This window comes from Acaryochloris thomasi RCC1774 (assembly GCF_003231495.1).
GTDB lineage: Bacteria > Cyanobacteriota > Cyanobacteriia > Thermosynechococcales > Thermosynechococcaceae > RCC1774.
This window is the reverse complement of record NZ_PQWO01000006.1, coordinates 144,994-162,384: the sequence shown is the minus strand read 5'-3', so window position 1 is coordinate 162,384 and position 17,391 is coordinate 144,994. Positions and strand designations below refer to the sequence as shown.

Below are 17,391 nucleotides of genomic sequence, written 5' to 3'. Positions count from 1 at the left end.
GCCTTCTTTCGACTTTTATATTTCATTTCTTAAGTTCTAAATTTTATGATCAAGGGTCAATCATGAGCGAGAAATTTCGTCTATGCGTTGTGTTTACGCATCCTACTCAGCATCATGGCCCTCTCTGGCGTAAGCTGAGCGAAAATCCTGACCTTGAGCTGAAGGTTCTTTACCTGTCGGACGAGAATCAACAAAGTGGTGACAGCTTTTTAGGGGAGGCCGCTCAACCCTGGGATGTTGACCTCACCAGCGGCTACGACCACGAGTATCTTAAAGATCTCTCGGGTAAGGTGCCGACGCAGCGTAAGAGCACTGTTATTAGTCCAGGGCTCCTTGATTACATTCACCCTGAGCGATGCGATGCCGTGTTTATGCAGAGCTTCGTCAATTATTCCTATCGGCTCACCGCATTTCTATGCAAGCTGCGCGGGGTGCCGTTGATTATGCAAAACGACGCCAGCATGATGTCCGATGCTCGCTACAGTCGGCAGCGATTAATTGTGATGTCGGTCCTTTATCCCTGGATGAATAATCTGGCCGACTACTGGCTCTCCTGCGGCGATCACAACGAGATTCACCTACGGCACTATGGCGTTGACGATGCCAAAATTGTGCGCGGCTGCCACCCCATCGACGGCGATCGCTTTGAGCAAACCATCGCGGCTCAGCCCGATGAGCTGCAGCGCATTCGCCGAGAGCTAGCCTGGGATGAAAATACGATCCTCTATGGCTTCATGGGTAAGTATATTGAACGTAAAAATCCGTTCGAGTTTATAGATGCGATCGCATCTGCCCATCAACAAGATTCTAGAATCCGGGGCGTTCTATTTGGCGGTGGTGATCTAGAGCCAGCCATTGACAAACGCCTTGCAGAACTCGACGGCGAAGTCATCAACTACGGCTTCGTCAACCAGGCGAAGATTCCCCTCTACTTTGCAGCCTTAGATACCTTTGTCGTCACATCCTGGATTGATCCCCATCCCCTCGTGGTCTCCGAAGCCATGGCCTCTGGAACCCCTCCGATCCTCAGCGATCACTGCGGCAACTGGGGCTACAACGACACCGTCCGTCATCGCTATAACGGCCTCGTCTATCCCTGCGGTAAGCCTGCAGCCTTAACCGAGGCTATTTTGGAAATGGCCGACACGGAAGTCCGTCAACGGTATAGCGAGCGATCCACAGAGGTCTTCAGTGAGCAGAACCTGTACTGCGAAGTCAATGCCTTCTTGAAGGTGATCGAGCGCATCAAAGCCAGCGGTAATCCTTCCACACAGGGAACGGCTTCGCCATCAACATCTGTGGACCGTGTTCCAGTCAAAACTTCTTAACGCTCCTGATCTGAGACGAGGCAAACGCATAATGAAAGTACTCATATCTGCCTATTCCTGTGAACCTGGCAGAGGATCAGAGCGAGGGGTCGGCTGGAATGTCGCCTGCGAAATTGCAAAACACCACCAGGTTTGGGTGTTAACCCGACCCGATGAAAGCAAAGAGGCCATCGAAGCGGAGCTAGCGGCCCATCCCAATCCCAATCTCAAATTTGTTTACTTCACCCTGCCCTTCTGGAAAGACAGTATGCGGTGGGGGCAGTCTGGAGCCATGCAGGTTCACTACTATCTGTGGCAAATTCAGGCTTACTTTGTGGCTCGACGCCTGCACGAAGAAATCGGGCTGGACGTGATCCACCACGTTACCTTCGTCAAATACTCGGCTCCCAGCCCCGTTGCCTTTTTACCCGTGCCCTTCATTTGGGGGCCCGTCGGCGGTGGCGAATCTGCTCCGCCAAAGTTCTGGAAAGACTTTAGTTTCCGGGCGCGCTTCTATGAACTAGCCAGAGATCTCGTCCGCAATATCGGTCAGCGAGACCCGCTAGTCGGTCTCACCATTCGCAATACGGCTGTCGTACGAGCGACGACCGATGATACCGCCAAGCGGCTGTATCGAATGGGCGCTTCTCAAGTGCAGATCGTACCTGAGGTGGGTTTGCTAGACGAAGAGATTGCGGTCCTCAACGCCTATCCTCTGCCGGCCTCGGAGCCGGTTCGGTTTATCAGCATGGGCCGCCTACTTCACTGGAAAGGCTTCCACCTGGGGATCCAGGCTTTTGCCGCTGCCAATCTGCCAGAGGCAGAGTACTGGTTAGCGGGAGAAGGACCAGAATTAGAGAATCTACAGCGCCTTGCCGAGGACTGTGGCGTTGGCGATCGAGTCAAATTTTGGGGGCGTTTGTCCCGTGAAGATACCCTAGAACGCCTAGGGGAAAGCCACGTTCTCGTTCACCCCAGCCTGCACGATTCAGGCGGGTGGGTATGCATTGAAGCGATGGCCTCTGGTCGTCCGGTGATTTGCCTCGACCTCGGCGGTCCTGCCATTCAGGTGACCGATCAGACGGGCATTAAAGTCCCCGGTCACGCGCCGGAGCAGGTGATTCAGGATATGGCCGTAGCAATGCAAAAGTTAGCTCAAGATGCCGAGCTGCGGGTGCAGATGGGAATGGCAGGCCGCCAGCTTGTCCAGGAGAACTTTAGCTGGAACGTTGTGGGTAAGCGTTTAGGTGACCTCTATCAAACAACAGTAGATGAGGCAGCGCCCGTCATTGCATAGGCTAGCGAATATGACTTCAGTGCCTGATGGCGGCGGTCTTTTACTGACAGAAGCGAGGTCAGATTAAAGATGCATGTCCTCATTCCGGCCCTCCACCGACCGGTCAAGCCCACAGGCGTTTGCCGACACGCAGCGAACTTAGCTCAATGCTTAGCTGATACTGAGCAGGTCAGCCAGGTGACCGTGCTTATTGGGGCATGGCAGCAGGATTATTTTGAGGCGTCTTTTAATCTTCAGTCCCCTAAAATTAGCCTGGTGACCGTTGATATCAACAATACGTCTCTCTCCCGAAATCGATGGTTTGTCTTCGGTCTACCTAAGCTTGTTCGCCAGATCAAGCCCGACCTTCTCCATTTATCTTTTCCGTTCCCCTTCATTCGCCAGTGGTTTGAGGTGCCGATTGTCTCCAGCATCCATGATCTCTACCCCTATGAATGTCCAGAGAACTTTGGCTACCCGCAGGTGTGGTTTAATCGCGGGTTCTTAAAGCAGTGTGTCCAAGGCAGTGATGGACTTGCCTGCGTGTCTCAGGTGACCCTGCAGTCCCTCAACGCTTTCTTCTCTGAGCGACCTACGCAGCAGAGAGCGGTTGTCTACAACTACGTAGACTTTAGCGATATTAAAATCAAAGCGCCCCAAAAACTGACTGATGGCGCTGTCTCAAACTTTATCCTTTGTGTGGCCCAGCATCGGAAGAATAAGAATCTTGATTTATTGATCCAAGCCTATGCTGATCTCTTAAAGAAGAAGGCCATCGCTGAGGATATGCAGCTTATCTTAGTGGGTAGCGCTGGTCCTGAGACAGATGCGCTCCACGATCTGATTCAATCACTGGCTTTACAGGACAAAGTTATATTTCTCTCTGCTTTAACGGATGAAGAGCTTTGCTGGCTGTATCAAGCGTGCAGTCTATTTGCCATTCCCTCTTCTACCGAAGGCTTTTGTCTGCCGTTAGTGGAGGCTTTGTCTTGGGGGTGTAGGGTTGTTTGCTCTGATATTCCTATTTTTCGAGAAGTGGGGTCTGAGAATTGTGTCTATTTTCCGCTCAACGATGAGCCAAGGGCTGGGTTGAGGGATGCGATCGCAACCTCTCTAATGTCCCCTTCTCCAGATCCGCTCTCCAAAACCCAGACATTTTCTAAACAAAATACGGCCCAAACGCTTCTAGAACTCTATACATCCATCAGATAAAACGAGTAAATTGACGTTTGAGCTTCCAGCCTCCTTCTTGGAGATATACGTAGCACCAAAATGATAAATTCCAGCAAGAAAGGACTCATCAGTAACTCATCATTGATTTTGATTGCCTATGCAATCGTCTTCTTTCCGCGTTTCTTAACGTCCTTCGGCGCTCCAGATATTATCAACTTTCTCCACTTCATATTTGTTCCGGCTATTTCTGTTTTTATATTATTTACGATTCGGACCAAAAGGCGATCACAAATTAATCTCGTCTGGGATATTTTAGTGGGGATGATCGTAGTCCTACTGGTTACCGTGTTCAGTGCCGTCGTTAACCAGGCTGGTATTGTCAACATTGCCCTCCAGTACCTTTTCCAAACAGAGGCCTTTCTTTTTCTGGCCGCAATGCTGGCCGTCCCCCTCGCCGGGGTATCTTTTCTCAGGCTCAAAGAATACGTCCTCAAATTTGCCCTGTGCAACCTCGTATTGGCACTCGCCCAATCCGTTCTCCTCCCCATCGGCATCTACCCTAAACCCTCAGGTGGCACAATCCAGGACAATATCACAGGCGTCTTCGGCGGCGGCGGCGGCAGCGCAGCGAACTACGTCTCTTGTACCGTCTCTTTCTACTTCGCCCTATATTTCTTTCTCAACTATAAATTTGTGCCCCGCTGGATTCGGGGAGGACTGTTGCTAGCCGCCTGCTATCAAATTCAAGTTTCCGACTCCAAGCAAATTTTCATGGCCCTCGCAGCTGGCTACGGTCTTTTACTGCTCACAAAGGTCAAGGATCCCTTAAAGCTTTGCATCTACCTCGTCTCTATCGCCGCAGTGACCGTCGTTTGTGGCTGGGCACTTTTAAATCTCAAGCTAGAGATTTTACAGCCCTACCAAAACTGGATTAATCGAGATATCTGGGGATTCGACGGATTAGCGGCTCGCACCAAATTTGCCGCATTCCGCATTATTCCCTCCTACTTTACATCTCCCCTCAACTGGCTTATCGGTTTAGGACCAGGACATACCGTTACCCGTCTCGGTGGCTGGGTCATGCGGGACTACAAATCAATGCTTGTTCCCCTGGGGGCCACCATTCATCCAGCATCGCAGCGAATTTTCGATATCGTCACCATTAGCTATCTGCCACGGGAGTCAACGGTCTATTTCCCTCTATATACCTGGGCAGGCATTTGGGGAGACACTGGCGTTGTTGGCCTATCCGCCTACATCTATCTCTGCTCCATTGTTTGGAGAAGAGTCTGCGTAGACGACCTTGGGAAATTTATGCTGCTGTCTACAGCCGTCTTAGGATGCATCTTGACCCAAATGGAAGAACCTGGACAAATGATCACGATTGCCTGCCTGTTGAGCATTCGCTGGCACGAAGAACAGGAGAAAAAAGCGGCTAGAGACTTACACTTACTATCAAACTCTTCTTAACAACACCCCGGACAACTTTTGATGGCCAACAGTGGGATGCAGGTTTTACCCCTCGGCCAGTCCTCTGCTATCTACTGAGTGTTATGGATTTCAGGCTCAAAATTTAAAATTATCCAGACCGTTGCTTAAGCAAGATAAGCACTGATGACCAGTGCAGCGTCAGCACTCAATTTCAAGGCAGTATCGTATCATCCTAGAAACACTGCCGTATAAGTGTTTCAGAGATCGCTTACCCTAATTCTTAGTCTTGCTCCTGTACTAACCACTTTTGCAGATATGGTACGGGCTATCCATTCATATATTTCCCGTAGGCGCTGCTAGCTGAAGCCTGAGTCTTCACCCCATTGGCGACGAAGCCAAGGACCGATACCCGAGACTGCCTGAGCTTATCCAAGGTTTCTTTGAGATCAGAGTGCTTAGCCAGACCCAGCTTTGTAACCAGTAACAAGCCATCCACGAGCGTACTCATCAGAACCGTCTCAGAAAGCCCCAATGGCGGCGTATCGTAAATAACTAGATCAAACATATCTAGAAAGCTATCCATGAGCGCGTGCATCTTTTGAGACGCAAGAAAGCGGGTCGGATCTGACGGTTGAGTACCAGAGGTCAGCACAAAAAGACCTTCTTCGTGGGGACTGGGCTGGATAACCGTTTCTAGATCAAAATCCATCGTCGTCAACTCACTTAATCCGGGCCGCTGCTCCATTGAGAACAGAGAATGGACTGAGGGAACCCGTAAATCAGCGTCTACCAGCAAGACCCTTTTACCCATCGACGCTGCGGTTTTAGCCAAATGTGAAGCAACCGTTGATTTACCTTCCTCAGGCATAGAGGAACTAACAACCAGCGATCGGATCGGTGAATCCGGCCTCAACATCTGGAGCTGAATGCTGAGCGAGCGGAAGGCTTCTAAAAACGGCGAGACGCCGTACCCTATTCCCTCTAGCGGGTACTCTTCTTCAGAAACAGACAGCCCCTGCACCTCTAGCTGCTCAACAGGATGCCCTAGCTCAACAACTGACTCATCCAGGTTGCCATTGAGGGGAATTTTACCCAGGATAGGTAGCTCCGCAATCGATCGCAGCTCATCAACGCCATGAATTGTCTTACTCGCCTTGTCAATCAAGATAGATAGGCCGAGTCCCAAAATCAGTCCCAAGAAGCTTCCCAACGATAAATCACGAGGGAGATCGGCGAGAGCCACCTCTCCCGGCTGCGTGGGAGGCTCAATCAGCTCCCAGGGAACTTCCTGTCTCGCAGCGCTAATCAAGAGTTCTTCACGCGTTTTCATAAAACCCTGAAGATTATCGGTGGCAATAGCCAACTGCCGCTCTAAAGCTTCATGCTCACGCGCTATTTTTGGCAGCTGTACAACACGCGTTTCTAGGGTTTTCGTCAGTTCTTCCGTTCCTCGCGCCCGCGCCTCCAAGGCCTGGACTTCTAGAGCCGTGTCCACCAATTGTTGCCCCAACGCCTGCCGCAGTTCATTTTGATAGGGCAAAGAAGTTGCATCCCCGAACTTCTCATATAGATTGGATCCCAAGGTGCTTTTTGCCCTCTGCGCGACCAGTGGCAAGAGACGATCTCGCTGTGATTTGAGATCAATGATGACAGGGTGATCTGCCGTCAATTGAGCAGACTCAATTTCAAGCTGTGTCTCCAGTTCTTGGAGCTGCTCAACCAGCTTGCGATAGTCAGGAGCTTGACTCAGAACAGAACTTGCCTCAACACCGTCAGGCTGAAGCTGTAGCTGTTCCTGTAGAGATGCATATAGGCGCTTCTTTTGCAACAGCTCCAGTTGCGTACTCATCAACTGCTGCTGGAAACTCCCGAGTTCACTGGTGACTTGCTGACTCAACTGCTCAGGGTCAACAAGTCGGTTGCGTTCTCGAAACTGCTGGAGCTGTAGTTCTAGCTGATTGACCTGAGCTTTCAGTAGAGGCAGTTGCTTATCTGTGAATTGAATCGCACGCCGAAGGTTTGTTTGCCGCTCCTGCAAGCTGTACTTAACATAGGTCTGAGATAAGTCCTGTGAAACTTGTTTAACTTCCTCAGGGTTCGGGGATTGATACTCAAAAAGCAAAATCTTAGTTGTATCGGCACCCTCACCTCGCCCCTGGCCCTGCGAGCTACCGCTCTGACGAGAGATCTGCAATTTTCGGCGCAGTATGTCATAGGTGATTTCGGGGAACGTATCCTGCAACCTATTGACAACGGGGTCGAGCAACTTACGACTGTAAAGCACTTCAATCTGAGTGGAATAATCAAGCAGCGTGCTAGCCTGTTGCGTTTCACCCAAGTCTTGATCGGTAACGCTCTTTTGATCGCCTGTGGCACGTGATACAACCTCAGATTCTGCCGTTACCGGTTCTACCAGTATCTGAAACTGTCCCTGATATTGTGCCGGGCGCGTGATGCTCCAAAAAAAAGTACCGACGGTAACAACAGCAGTTGTACCAACGATTAGCAACCATCTGCGCCGTATCGTGCCCAGAAGTTGACCCAGTTCCAACCCGCCTTCATTACTCTCGCTAGCGAAGGAACTTGCATAGGGGAGTGAGATTACCTCACCCTGCATATCGTTATTATTATCTTGAGATCTAGAACGGAGTTGCCTTAAATATTGATTCATTTTCGTTCTAATATAAAGCTCGGTTGGCCTGAGCAAAAAGAATAGTTCTTAGGAATATTTTTTCAAGCCCGTTTGCCATCGACGATTCCATAAGCAAGTGGAATGATGGGTAGACTTAAAAATTAAAGATTGATGCTATATCAAGACAGATAACTATGCGCTCACGAGTTTGAACTCGCCAACATACCTATCTTAGTTGGAGCCCCTGCAAAACCGCCACATTAAGACTTAGAAATTTACCATCCCCCATTTTCAGGCAATAACCTTATCGATTATCCAAGATAGGCCCTTAGAAGCTAAAAACAAGTCCAGCTTAATCCCAGGGTTCTTACCTCATATGCCACAGCCTTAATCAAGAGTTTGTCTGTGAACAACTTGCCTCATAAAGAGCCTAGCAAAAAAGTTCCCCAGCGACCAGCGCAAATCTATGCAACGAGATCAGTGATGCAGAAATAAACCACAGGAAAAAGCCAGCCATGAGCGAGCTAGAGTCCAGCGCTGATTTGTTCAGATGGACACCTTAGCAACATGCATAAACAAAAGTAGTGGAGGCAAGAAAGATGAACAAGAGGCACCAGATATTGACGCGATAGTTTTTGATGGAGAGCCTCGAAGGTGCAGATTTGCAAGAGCCTAAGACATAGAGGAACAAATTCACGCTGAAGTATGTTGAGCGATGTGACATTTCGCGTAAATGGTCCTAATCGTTGTTGCCAGTTGTTGGCACTAGTAAATCTTACTCCGTCTAGTTTTTCATCCAAAATTTGGACATTTCATAGATCTACAGAACGCAAGTCAGCACCGGAGTCATATGTGCTCCGATATAGCTGCTCTAGCTTAGAAACAAAATATCAAAGGGGAAGGCACACGAGAGATACATCTAATAGGTTTATCTGGCAGCAGGCTTTGACTGAGTAAAAAGCTGTCGAAGGACAAAGAATAATGCAAAGAGGGCAATACAAAAAAAACAAGCGGCCACACGTAGCGAATCTGCGAGTACAAACTGCGTCGCAGAGAGGAAAAAGGTACTGAATAAAATTGTATAGATTAAGCACCGTACAAGACGATTCAACTGACGCAGCTCTCGGTTGGCTTCTACGGAATTGACTCGCATTTTGAGATCACCCTGCTCCAAGCGAGTTAGAGTGCCCTCAAGGTGCTGAGGTAAACTCAAGCTTATGTTGGTAAAGCTTGAAGCCCTGCGGCTAAGCTGCTCAATAATTGAGCTAGAAGCGTCTGCTTGGTTTGGAGCCATCATTCTCTTTAATAAAGGGCTAAGCGATATTCACTGCCGGTGCTCTGTCGGGAGCATAAGTGCCGTCATAACCCAATGATGGGTTTGTTCACGACCGTAGAAGCAGAATTAAAGTATTTTCATAGAACAGGCAGGTTTCCTATTGCGCAATCATCAAACCAATGTCTTTGACTCTTCAAGCTCAAGATCCACGTAGCGTTGTGTAGAAACGAAAGGATCTTTTGTTTAGCATCAATCAACCGGCCCATGCAGTGAGAGTTCTCGCACCTGTGCTGATTAAGATGCACAAAAAGGCATCAGGTCTACGGTTACAAGTGAAAAAAATCTGTAGCCATACTCGTTTGAAATCGTGTCAGCAATCAGAACACACTAACCTGCAGAAAAACTGGCATTAGCTACAAACTTAATTATTACTTTACACCCTGCTGTTACATTTGTTCATAATACGATATATTAATACCAGATTAGTTAGGCCCCATATTTGTGTTAGGTAATCTACCTTTTCCAAGAGCATCTGCAGGGCAGGGGGGCGATCAGCTCGTCAGCAAAGCGGTCACTGCTGCAATTTCTGCACTGCTCAAGCAAACAGAAGAATTAGACGTCAAGGTTAAAGCTGAACCTGTCGCAAAGCTCTTTCAGGGAAGCGTTGACGGTTTCGACTTTGTGGGCCGCGGTATGCTGATGCATAGCGGCCTCAGGGTTGAGGTGATGGAGCTGTATGTCCAAGCGGTTTCCATTGACTTTGGTGCAATCTTTAGGGGCAAAGTTAAACTGCGCCAGCCAACGCAGGCCTCAATGCGGGTTGTGCTAACAGAGGATGATTTGACGGCTTCTTTCAATACGCCGTTTTTGATTGAGAAGCTTCAGCAACTGTCCCATGAAGGGCAGCCGCTTACGTTCGAACGAACACAGATTACGATCAATGACGATCGGTCTTTGCGAATGCAGAGTTCCGTTCGGCAAGGGCGAGCGGATCAAGTCATCGAGGTTGATATCACTGCTCACCTAGATGTTGAAGACCGGCGTAAGCTCCAGTTTGTGGACGTTGTCTACGGTGGGGATGCCCAAGCAGTAGAACTCGGACAGGTATTGACAGCCCACGTGAACAATTTGCTTGATCTCGATCAGTTCTCGCTTGATGGAATGCAGCTGCGAGTGGATCAACTGCGGCTACGGAACAAGCAACTGACGCTCTATGGCATTGCCCACATCGAAAAATTTCCCCAACGCAATACCTGATGCTCCACTTCCGTCGAACGGCGCTGAAGTACCTTCACTACCGGCCGGATTACGATGAGTTGTTGCAGAGTCACACAAGTTTCCCTAACCCATAGAATAACTAAGGAGTTCAAATCAATGCCTCTATTATTAGCTGTTGCAGAAACATCTTTCCCAGCAATGACGGTGCTAATTGGAGTCGGTGTGCTCGGCTTTGTCGCGGCGGTCACCATCGGCTCAATTGCTTGGTATAACTCCGAGCGTCCTGCTGGCTGGGAAGGAAGAGAGCGTCCTAGCTTTATTCCTGATACATCTAAGTGGTTTAAGTAAACACGATCACTTTCTGAAAACTGCTTCAGTCTGTGATTCGCTAGCCTAGGTTATTCTGATTGGCCTAGGCTAGCGAAGGTTCACCCTAAGTAAGGGGTCATGGCTGATATTGAGGGCGTTTCTACAGCAAAGAGACAAGTTTCACGTCAAAATATAGGTGGACTATACCTTTAACTCCGGTCTTTGCTGACTGATATTGATGCCCATGACATCGTTTCAAACACGCTCTCCTTTTGAGCCCACTGGAGATCAGCCCAAGGCGATCGCACAGATCACGAAGAATCTCAACGCAGGCCATCGTTACCAGACATTGCTGGGAGCCACCGGTACCGGCAAAACCTTCACGATGTCCAAGGTGATTGAGAATGTGGGCAAGCCCACTCTAGTCTTGGCCCACAATAAAACCCTCGCGGCTCAACTCTGCAACGAGCTGCGGTCATTTTTCCCGCAGAATGCGGTGGAATATTTTATTAGCTATTACGATTATTATCAGCCGGAAGCCTATATTCCGGTGACGGATACCTATATTGAAAAAACAGCGGCTATCAACGAAGAGATTGATATGCTGCGCCACTCAGCGACGCGATCGCTGTTTGAGCGCCGAGATGTAATTGTGGTGGCCTCTATTAGCTGCATTTATGGCCTTGGGATTCCGTCGGAGTACCTCAAGGCATCTGTGCCGCTGCAGGTCGGTGACGAGGTTGAGCAGCGTCAGCTTCTCAGAGATTTAGTGAAAATCCAGTATACCCGCAACGATATTGAGCTTGGGCGAGGAAGATTTCGGGTCAAGGGAGACGTTCTAGAGATTGGCCCAGCCTACGAAGATCGGATCATTCGGCTGGAGTTTTTTGGGGATCAGATTGACGCAATTCGCTATATTGATCCGGTCACGGGGTCCACGATTCAAAGCCTAGAGAGTTTACGCATCTATCCTGCCCGTCACTTCGTGACACCGCAGGAGCGCTTAGAGATAGCGGTGGCTGATATTGCGACAGAGCTGGAGCAACAGCTTGAAGTTTTGCAGTCTGAGGGCAAGCTACTGGAGGCACAACGGCTAGAGCAGCGCACTCGATATGATTTGGAAATGCTGCGAGAGGTTGGCTTTTGCAACGGTGTAGAGAACTACTCTCGGCATCTTGCTGGGCGACAGGCTGGGGATCCACCTGAATGTTTAGTGGACTATTTTCCGAAGGATTGGTTGTTGGTAGTAGATGAATCCCACGTCACGGTTCCTCAGTCTCGGGCGATGTACAACGGAGACCAGTCGCGCAAAAAGGTCTTGATCAATCACGGATTTCGACTGCCCAGCGCTGCCGATAATCGCCCGCTCAAGGCAGAGGAGTTTTGGGGCAAGGTGGGGCAATGTGTGTTTGTCTCAGCAACCCCTGGCGATTGGGAAATGGAGCTATCTGAAAGCCGGGTTGTGGAGCAGGTGATTCGGCCCACGGGGGTCATTGATCCTGAGATTTTTGTCCGCCCCACCGAAGGGCAAATTGATGATTTGCTTGGGGAGGTAAAGGAGCGAGTCGAGCGCAAGGAGCGCACGTTAATTACAACTCTGACAAAGCGGATGTCTGAAGATTTGACGGAGTACTTGGAGGAGCGCGGCATTCGCGTGCGCTACCTCCACTCTGAAATCAATGCAATTCAACGGATTGAGATTCTACAGGACTTACAGAAGGGCGTTTTCGATGTATTGGTCGGCGTCAATCTGCTGCGGGAGGGACTAGACCTACCGGAGGTTTCTCTTGTCGCCATTATGGATGCCGATAAGGAAGGCTTTTTGCGGGCAACAAGATCGCTAATCCAAACGATGGGACGCGCCGCCCGTCATGTACGGGGACAGGCAATTTTATACGCCGATAATCTCACCAACAGCATGGCGCAGGCAATCGAAGAAACCGAACGGCGGCGAACCATTCAGATTGCCCACAACGAAAAGCACGGTATCACCCCTAAATCGGTAGTGAAGCGCTATAGCAACTCAATTCTGGCATTTCTGGAAGTTTCGAGGCGGCTGAATGCTCAGGAACTAGAGGAGGTCTATGAGCAGGTTGATGATTTACCCCTCGAGAATGTCCCTGATTTGATCGTGCAGCTCGAAGCACAGATGAAAGAGGCTGCCAAGAATCTTGAGTTTGAAGAAGCGGCAAAATATCGAGATCGCATCAAACAACTCCGCGAAAAACTGGTGGGTCGCTCGTCCACTCAACAAAACGACTAGCTGCTGTCGAGAGTGGGCTATTAAATCCCTAACTCTTCTTTCTGGGCCTGCAGCTGCTGCCACAAATTCCCTAAGCGTTCATAGGCATCTTTCGGTGACAGCTTACCACCCACTTCTAAATTGCAGGTGTAGCTAACCTGTTGGGCAAAGTCCTCTAACTTCTCGTCAAAGGCCCTGGCAATGGGGTCTGCTTGACTTTCGTTTTGATGATGGGGATATAAAAAATCATCTAAAATCATGATCTGACGCTCTTTAACCTATCCTTAACTTAACTAAGGATGCATCGAGTTGGGGTAATGCGAATCACCCCTTAGGAAATATTTACCAAGAGTATTGAAGCGTAGGGGGTCTAATATCCTCGAATGCCCTGATATTTACGACTCTATCTGTACAGCGTTAAGCAGATGGAAGGTGGTGGCAAATAAAATCGACAATGGCAGCTAGATCTGTCTGCGTTTTCAAGTTTGTAAACACAAAGGGCTTTTGACCTCGCATTTTGCGGGTGTCGTGGTCCATAATCTCTAGATCTGCACCGACGTAGGGTGCTAGGTCAATTTTGTTGATGACCAGCAGATCTGATTTGGTAATTCCAGGGCCACCTTTGCGCGGTATTTTGTCGCCCCCGGCCACATCAATGACGTATATGGTCACATCTACAAGTTCGGGGCTGAAGGTGGCGGCGAGGTTGTCACCACCGCTTTCAACAAAGACAATATCAAGATCGTCAAAGCGCTGCTCTAGTTCTTCAATGGCGTTGATGTTGATGGAGGCATCTTCCCGGATGGCGGTGTGGGGACAGCCGCCAGTCTCTACACCCAAGATGCGATCGCACTCCAGTGCCTGACTCCGCACCAAAAACTGAGCATCTTCCTGTGTATAAATATCGTTGGTGACCACAGCCAAGTTATACATCGATCGCATGGCTTTACACAGGGCATCAACCAGAGCCGTTTTACCTGAACCGACTGGACCTGCAATCCCGACCCGAAGCGTACTCATTGCCTAACTCCGAAACAAACGACTGTACTGGGTTTCATGAGCCATGCTCGCAAGCGCCAATCCCCACCCACAGCTCTTGAGATCATCATCCTCTAAATTGAGAATATTTTGGGCCGCCTGTTCTAGAGTAGGCTGAAGCTGAAACAGCATCAACTGTCCGGCAGTTTGCCCAATCGGAATCAGCTTAATACCAGCGTTAATAAGGTTAGTGGCCCAGCTTTGTAAGTAGCCCAACAAAGCATCTACTGATTCAATCTGCCAATGAGCCGCAGCCAAGCCGAATATAACAGCAAAGTTACAGCCTTCCTGTTTGAGTTGCTGGAGTAAATCAACATCAAAGGGTCGCAGCGATTCTTCGCAACCCAGTTCAATATCCCGGAAAAGCCGCAGCAGCGATTGGCCCATCTGGAGACTTTGCGATCGCAACTCCTCTGTTTCCCGAGCCGCCGTCAGCCAAGCATTCCAATACTGCAACTGGTCCCATTGCTGGTTTGCTGTGGCGCAGTAGCTGCGTACCAATATCGCCGCCTCTAGATGGATTGAGCCATAGGTCAACTCCTGTACCAGCCAGCTGGCTAGGTCTGCTTTGCAACTGACCACCTGATCGTGAATAACCCCCTCCAGTCCTTCAGAGTAGCTATAAGCTCCCACGGGTAAAGCAGGACTAGCGAGCTGAAGCAAACGCAGCAGTGAGTGCTCTCTTGTCACAAGAAGGGGGTACAGAAAGAACAAAACATGACTTCCAGCCAGGGGGCAAAGAGGCGTAATAGCGATTCGCTAACATTCACCTCTCGATAGCCCCAGCCCTAAGTAAAATTTGAGAATCTACGCTTCAAAAGCATGCCCAAGCCGAGCACCAAACCAGAGCCAAGAATCGTTGCAGAATCAGAAAACGGCACCCTCAGGGTATATCCCAACGGCTCATCACTAGAATCTGATATGAACGAAGCCACTGCAACAGTGTAAGTACCTGTATCCGGTAGCGTAAATCGGACTGTCGGGTCACCAAAGGGGCCTGGAGTATTGATCTCATCATCAGCTGAAACCACTAAGGAAGTATTAAGGCTATCGCCAAATAAGCTGCTGTAGCTATCTGTATCCACCTCTGTACCAAACCAAATACCAAACGCAGGATCTAACGCTGTTGACGTCCGACGAGCCGTGAATCGCTCACTACTGCCTGCAGTCCCCTCAAAGGTCCAAAAATCCCAGTTAGCAGGAATCTCGATGCTATTTTCAGAAGAAACTTCGCCGGTTACCGTTTCCCCATTGGTAAGACTGCCTTCAAAGGTAATGCTGACCGCAGCGGCAGGGTTGACATTTCCTAGAGCCAGAGCCGTACTGCCCATGACAAGCATAAATAAATGATGTACAGAGTCTAACTTCATGGCAAAAACTTCCCCTACCTCTGCTAACTTCAAGATTTTATCCTAATGCCTCACTTTATTTTGTCTAGAGCCAGACTTTTCATCTTTAATACACGTCACGGGGGCTAGATAATCTAGCCCCCGTGCTTTTAAGGTTCAATTAAAATCACAAAGGTGCACTAAGCATCATCTAGTGCTGCAATACCGGGCAAAGTTTTGCCTTCCAGTAGCTCTAGGCTGGCACCACCACCCGTCGAAATATGGCTCATCTTATCAGCCACGCCAACCTTCTCAACAGCAGCAACAGAATCACCGCCACCAATGATAGTGGATGCTCCTGTGCCGGTGAGGCTTGCTAGAGTATGTGCGATCGCATCTGTCCCCGCCGCAAACTTATCAAACTCAAACACCCCCATCGGACCGTTCCAAATCACGCTCTTACAATCTGAGAGCGCCTCTTGGAAGACCTTCACCGAATCAGGACCAATATCAAGTCCCATCCAACCTTCGGGAATATTCTCAATGCTGACAGTTTGAGCATTAGCATCGGGGGCGAAATTATCAGCCACAATCACATCCGTCGGTAACAAGAACGCGACGCCCTTCTCTTTAGCCTTCGCCTCTAGCTCACGGGCCAAATCTAGCTTATCTTCTTCAACCAAAGACTTACCAACGCTGAGGCCACGCGCCTTGTAGAAGGTGAAAATCATACCGCCGCCGATTAAGATTTTGTCCACCTTATCGAGCAGCGTTTCAATAACGCCAATCTTACTAGAAACCTTGGAGCCGCCCACAATTGCCGCCAAAGGACGTTGAGGCTTTTCAATAGCAGCCTGCAAATACTGCAGCTCCTTTTCAATTAAATAGCCCGCCACCGATGGGCTGAGATACTTAGTGACGCCTTCTGTCGAAGCATGGGCACGGTGGGCTGTTCCGAAGGCATCGTTAACGTATAAATCTGCATTTGCAGCTAACTTCTCCGCAAACGCCGGATCGTTTTTCTCTTCTTCAGCATGAAAGCGAACGTTCTCAAGTAGCGCCACCTGGCCGTTCTGCATTGAGCCAATTTTGGCTGCAACTTCGTCACCAATACAGTCATCACACTTAATGACTGGTTGCCCCAGCAGCTCAGATAAACGGGTTGCCACAGGCGTTAGGCGCATTTCTTCCTTGACTTCTCCCTTAGGACGACCGAAGTGGCTAGAGAGAATGACCTTGGCCCCCTTAGAGGTCAGATCTTGGATCGTCGGCAGCGCCGCACGTATCCGCGTATCGTCGGTAATTTTATGATCCCCATCGAGAGGAACGTTAAAGTCAGCACGAACGAGAACACGTTTGCCGGATACATCGGCAGAGGAAAGGCTTGCTAATGTTTTTTTTGCCACAGTGACAGATCTCCTAAAAGCGTCTATTGAAAGTTATGACTCACGAATTGAGTTGAGGGACCGGTTACTGTAATGATCAGAGTTGGGATTGACCACAGCAGCACCGATCAGCTAGGTGCGTAAACTGATTCCGTGCCGTCCCCAATTTTACCGGAGTCCGTACCCTGGAGTAGCGCAAATGTTTAAGACTATTTTGTTCCCTGTGGACCAAAGCCGCGAGTCACAAGATGCGGCCGAGACCGTCGCCAAACTGGTCAAGTTCTGTGATGGACGCCTGTTTATCCTCTCAGTACAGGTAGAGGACAAGGCAGGTGCAGAGGAAGCCAATCCTGCCCCTGACATGATTGACCAGTTGCTCCAAACCGCAAAATCAGCCTTCGCTGAGTGGGGAATTGAAGCAGAAACTTTGCATAAAGAGGGACAACCCGCCTTTTGTATCTGTGATGTCGCAGATGAACTTGACGCTGATGTGATCGTGATGGGCTGTCGCGGCGTGGGCCTCACAGACGAGGGAATGGCAGAAAGCGTCAGCAATCGCGTTATTAATTTAGCTCCCTGTCCCGTCTTAGTCGTTCCCTAGGCTAGAGTCAAAACCCTAATCTCTGGGACATAGCTAGCTCAGCGACAATCAAGTGAGCTCACCACTACGACAGTTCTACTTTTTATCTTCATACCTCTACTTCTTTACCTAAAAAAGTTGATAGAGAGCTATTTGTCTACTTGAACTTTCCACTGGCAATATGCTTTCATCCGAG

General features: G+C 49.4%; 15 protein-coding genes. 8 read left to right on the top strand and 7 right to left on the bottom strand.

Annotated elements, in window-relative coordinates:
* The first annotated feature begins 62 nt into the window (after positions 1-62).
* The 4 genes from C1752_RS11850 to C1752_RS11835 all read left to right on the top strand — a co-directional run bounded on the left by C1752_RS11850 (position 63) and on the right by C1752_RS11835 (position 5,226).
* Positions 63-1,328, top strand: coding sequence for a glycosyltransferase family 4 protein (locus tag C1752_RS11850; RefSeq protein ID WP_110986276.1), 1,266 nt, complete (start codon positions 63-65; stop codon positions 1,326-1,328).
* Between the two features lie 31 nt (positions 1,329-1,359).
* Positions 1,360-2,604, top strand: a complete 1,245-nt coding sequence (locus C1752_RS11845) for a glycosyltransferase family 4 protein (protein ID WP_110986275.1) — start codon at positions 1,360-1,362, stop codon at positions 2,602-2,604.
* Between the two features lie 69 nt (positions 2,605-2,673).
* A complete protein-coding gene (locus tag C1752_RS11840; protein ID WP_110986274.1) occupies positions 2,674-3,795 on the top strand; it encodes a glycosyltransferase family 4 protein in 1,122 nt (373 codons plus the stop codon).
* A gap of 60 nt (positions 3,796-3,855) precedes the next feature.
* Complete coding sequence (locus C1752_RS11835; protein WP_110986273.1) at positions 3,856-5,226, top strand: hypothetical protein; 1,371 nt, start codon at positions 3,856-3,858, stop codon at positions 5,224-5,226.
* Between the two features lie 286 nt (positions 5,227-5,512).
* On the opposite strand, the gene C1752_RS11830 is transcribed toward C1752_RS11835, so the two are convergent.
* Together C1752_RS11830 and C1752_RS28420 are read right to left on the bottom strand one after the other, a co-directional pair.
* A complete protein-coding gene (locus C1752_RS11830; RefSeq protein ID WP_110986272.1) occupies positions 5,513-7,858 on the bottom strand; it encodes a GumC family protein in 2,346 nt (781 codons plus the stop codon).
* A gap of 889 nt (positions 7,859-8,747) precedes the next feature.
* Positions 8,748-9,113: a hypothetical protein gene (locus C1752_RS28420; protein WP_158535078.1), complete on the bottom strand. Its 366-nt coding sequence runs from the start codon at positions 9,111-9,113 to the stop codon at positions 8,748-8,750.
* A gap of 483 nt (positions 9,114-9,596) precedes the next feature.
* Between C1752_RS28420 and C1752_RS11820 the strand changes: the two genes are divergently transcribed.
* The 3 genes from C1752_RS11820 to uvrB all read left to right on the top strand — a co-directional run bounded on the left by C1752_RS11820 (position 9,597) and on the right by uvrB (position 12,885).
* On the top strand, positions 9,597-10,352 hold the full coding sequence (locus tag C1752_RS11820; RefSeq protein ID WP_110986270.1) for an LmeA family phospholipid-binding protein: 756 nt from the start codon (positions 9,597-9,599) through the stop codon (positions 10,350-10,352).
* Positions 10,353-10,469: 117 nt separating this feature from the next.
* A complete protein-coding gene (psb35, locus tag C1752_RS11815) occupies positions 10,470-10,661 on the top strand; it encodes a photosystem II assembly protein Psb35 (RefSeq protein ID WP_110986269.1) in 192 nt (63 codons plus the stop codon).
* Between the two features lie 205 nt (positions 10,662-10,866).
* The gene (gene uvrB / locus C1752_RS11810; RefSeq protein WP_110986378.1) at positions 10,867-12,885 is read left to right on the top strand and encodes an excinuclease ABC subunit UvrB; all 2,019 of its coding nucleotides are present in this window, start codon (positions 10,867-10,869) and stop codon (positions 12,883-12,885) included.
* A gap of 20 nt (positions 12,886-12,905) precedes the next feature.
* Here the strand turns inward: uvrB and C1752_RS11805 are convergent, their stop codons facing one another.
* The 5 genes from C1752_RS11805 to C1752_RS11785 all read right to left on the bottom strand — a co-directional run bounded on the left by C1752_RS11805 (position 12,906) and on the right by C1752_RS11785 (position 16,636).
* Entirely contained in the window at positions 12,906-13,124 is a 219-nt protein-coding gene (locus C1752_RS11805) for a DUF7219 family protein (RefSeq protein ID WP_110986268.1), read from the bottom strand.
* A 157-nt stretch (positions 13,125-13,281) separates the two neighbouring features.
* Positions 13,282-13,884 (bottom strand): urease accessory protein UreG, encoded by a 603-nt coding sequence (gene ureG / locus C1752_RS11800; protein ID WP_110986267.1) that lies wholly within the window; start codon positions 13,882-13,884, stop codon positions 13,282-13,284.
* A 3-nt stretch (positions 13,885-13,887) separates the two neighbouring features.
* Positions 13,888-14,592, bottom strand: a complete 705-nt coding sequence (locus C1752_RS11795; protein ID WP_110986266.1) for an urease accessory protein UreF — start codon at positions 14,590-14,592, stop codon at positions 13,888-13,890.
* Between the two features lie 98 nt (positions 14,593-14,690).
* A complete protein-coding gene (locus C1752_RS11790) occupies positions 14,691-15,272 on the bottom strand; it encodes a PEP-CTERM sorting domain-containing protein (protein WP_146242330.1) in 582 nt (193 codons plus the stop codon).
* Positions 15,273-15,430: 158 nt separating this feature from the next.
* Entirely contained in the window at positions 15,431-16,636 is a 1,206-nt protein-coding gene (locus C1752_RS11785; protein WP_110986264.1) for a phosphoglycerate kinase, read from the bottom strand.
* A 178-nt stretch (positions 16,637-16,814) separates the two neighbouring features.
* On the opposite strand from C1752_RS11785, the gene C1752_RS11780 reads away from it, so the two are divergent.
* Positions 16,815-17,216 (top strand): universal stress protein, encoded by a 402-nt coding sequence (locus tag C1752_RS11780; RefSeq protein ID WP_110986263.1) that lies wholly within the window; start codon positions 16,815-16,817, stop codon positions 17,214-17,216.
* The last annotated feature ends 175 nt before the right edge of the window (positions 17,217-17,391 follow it).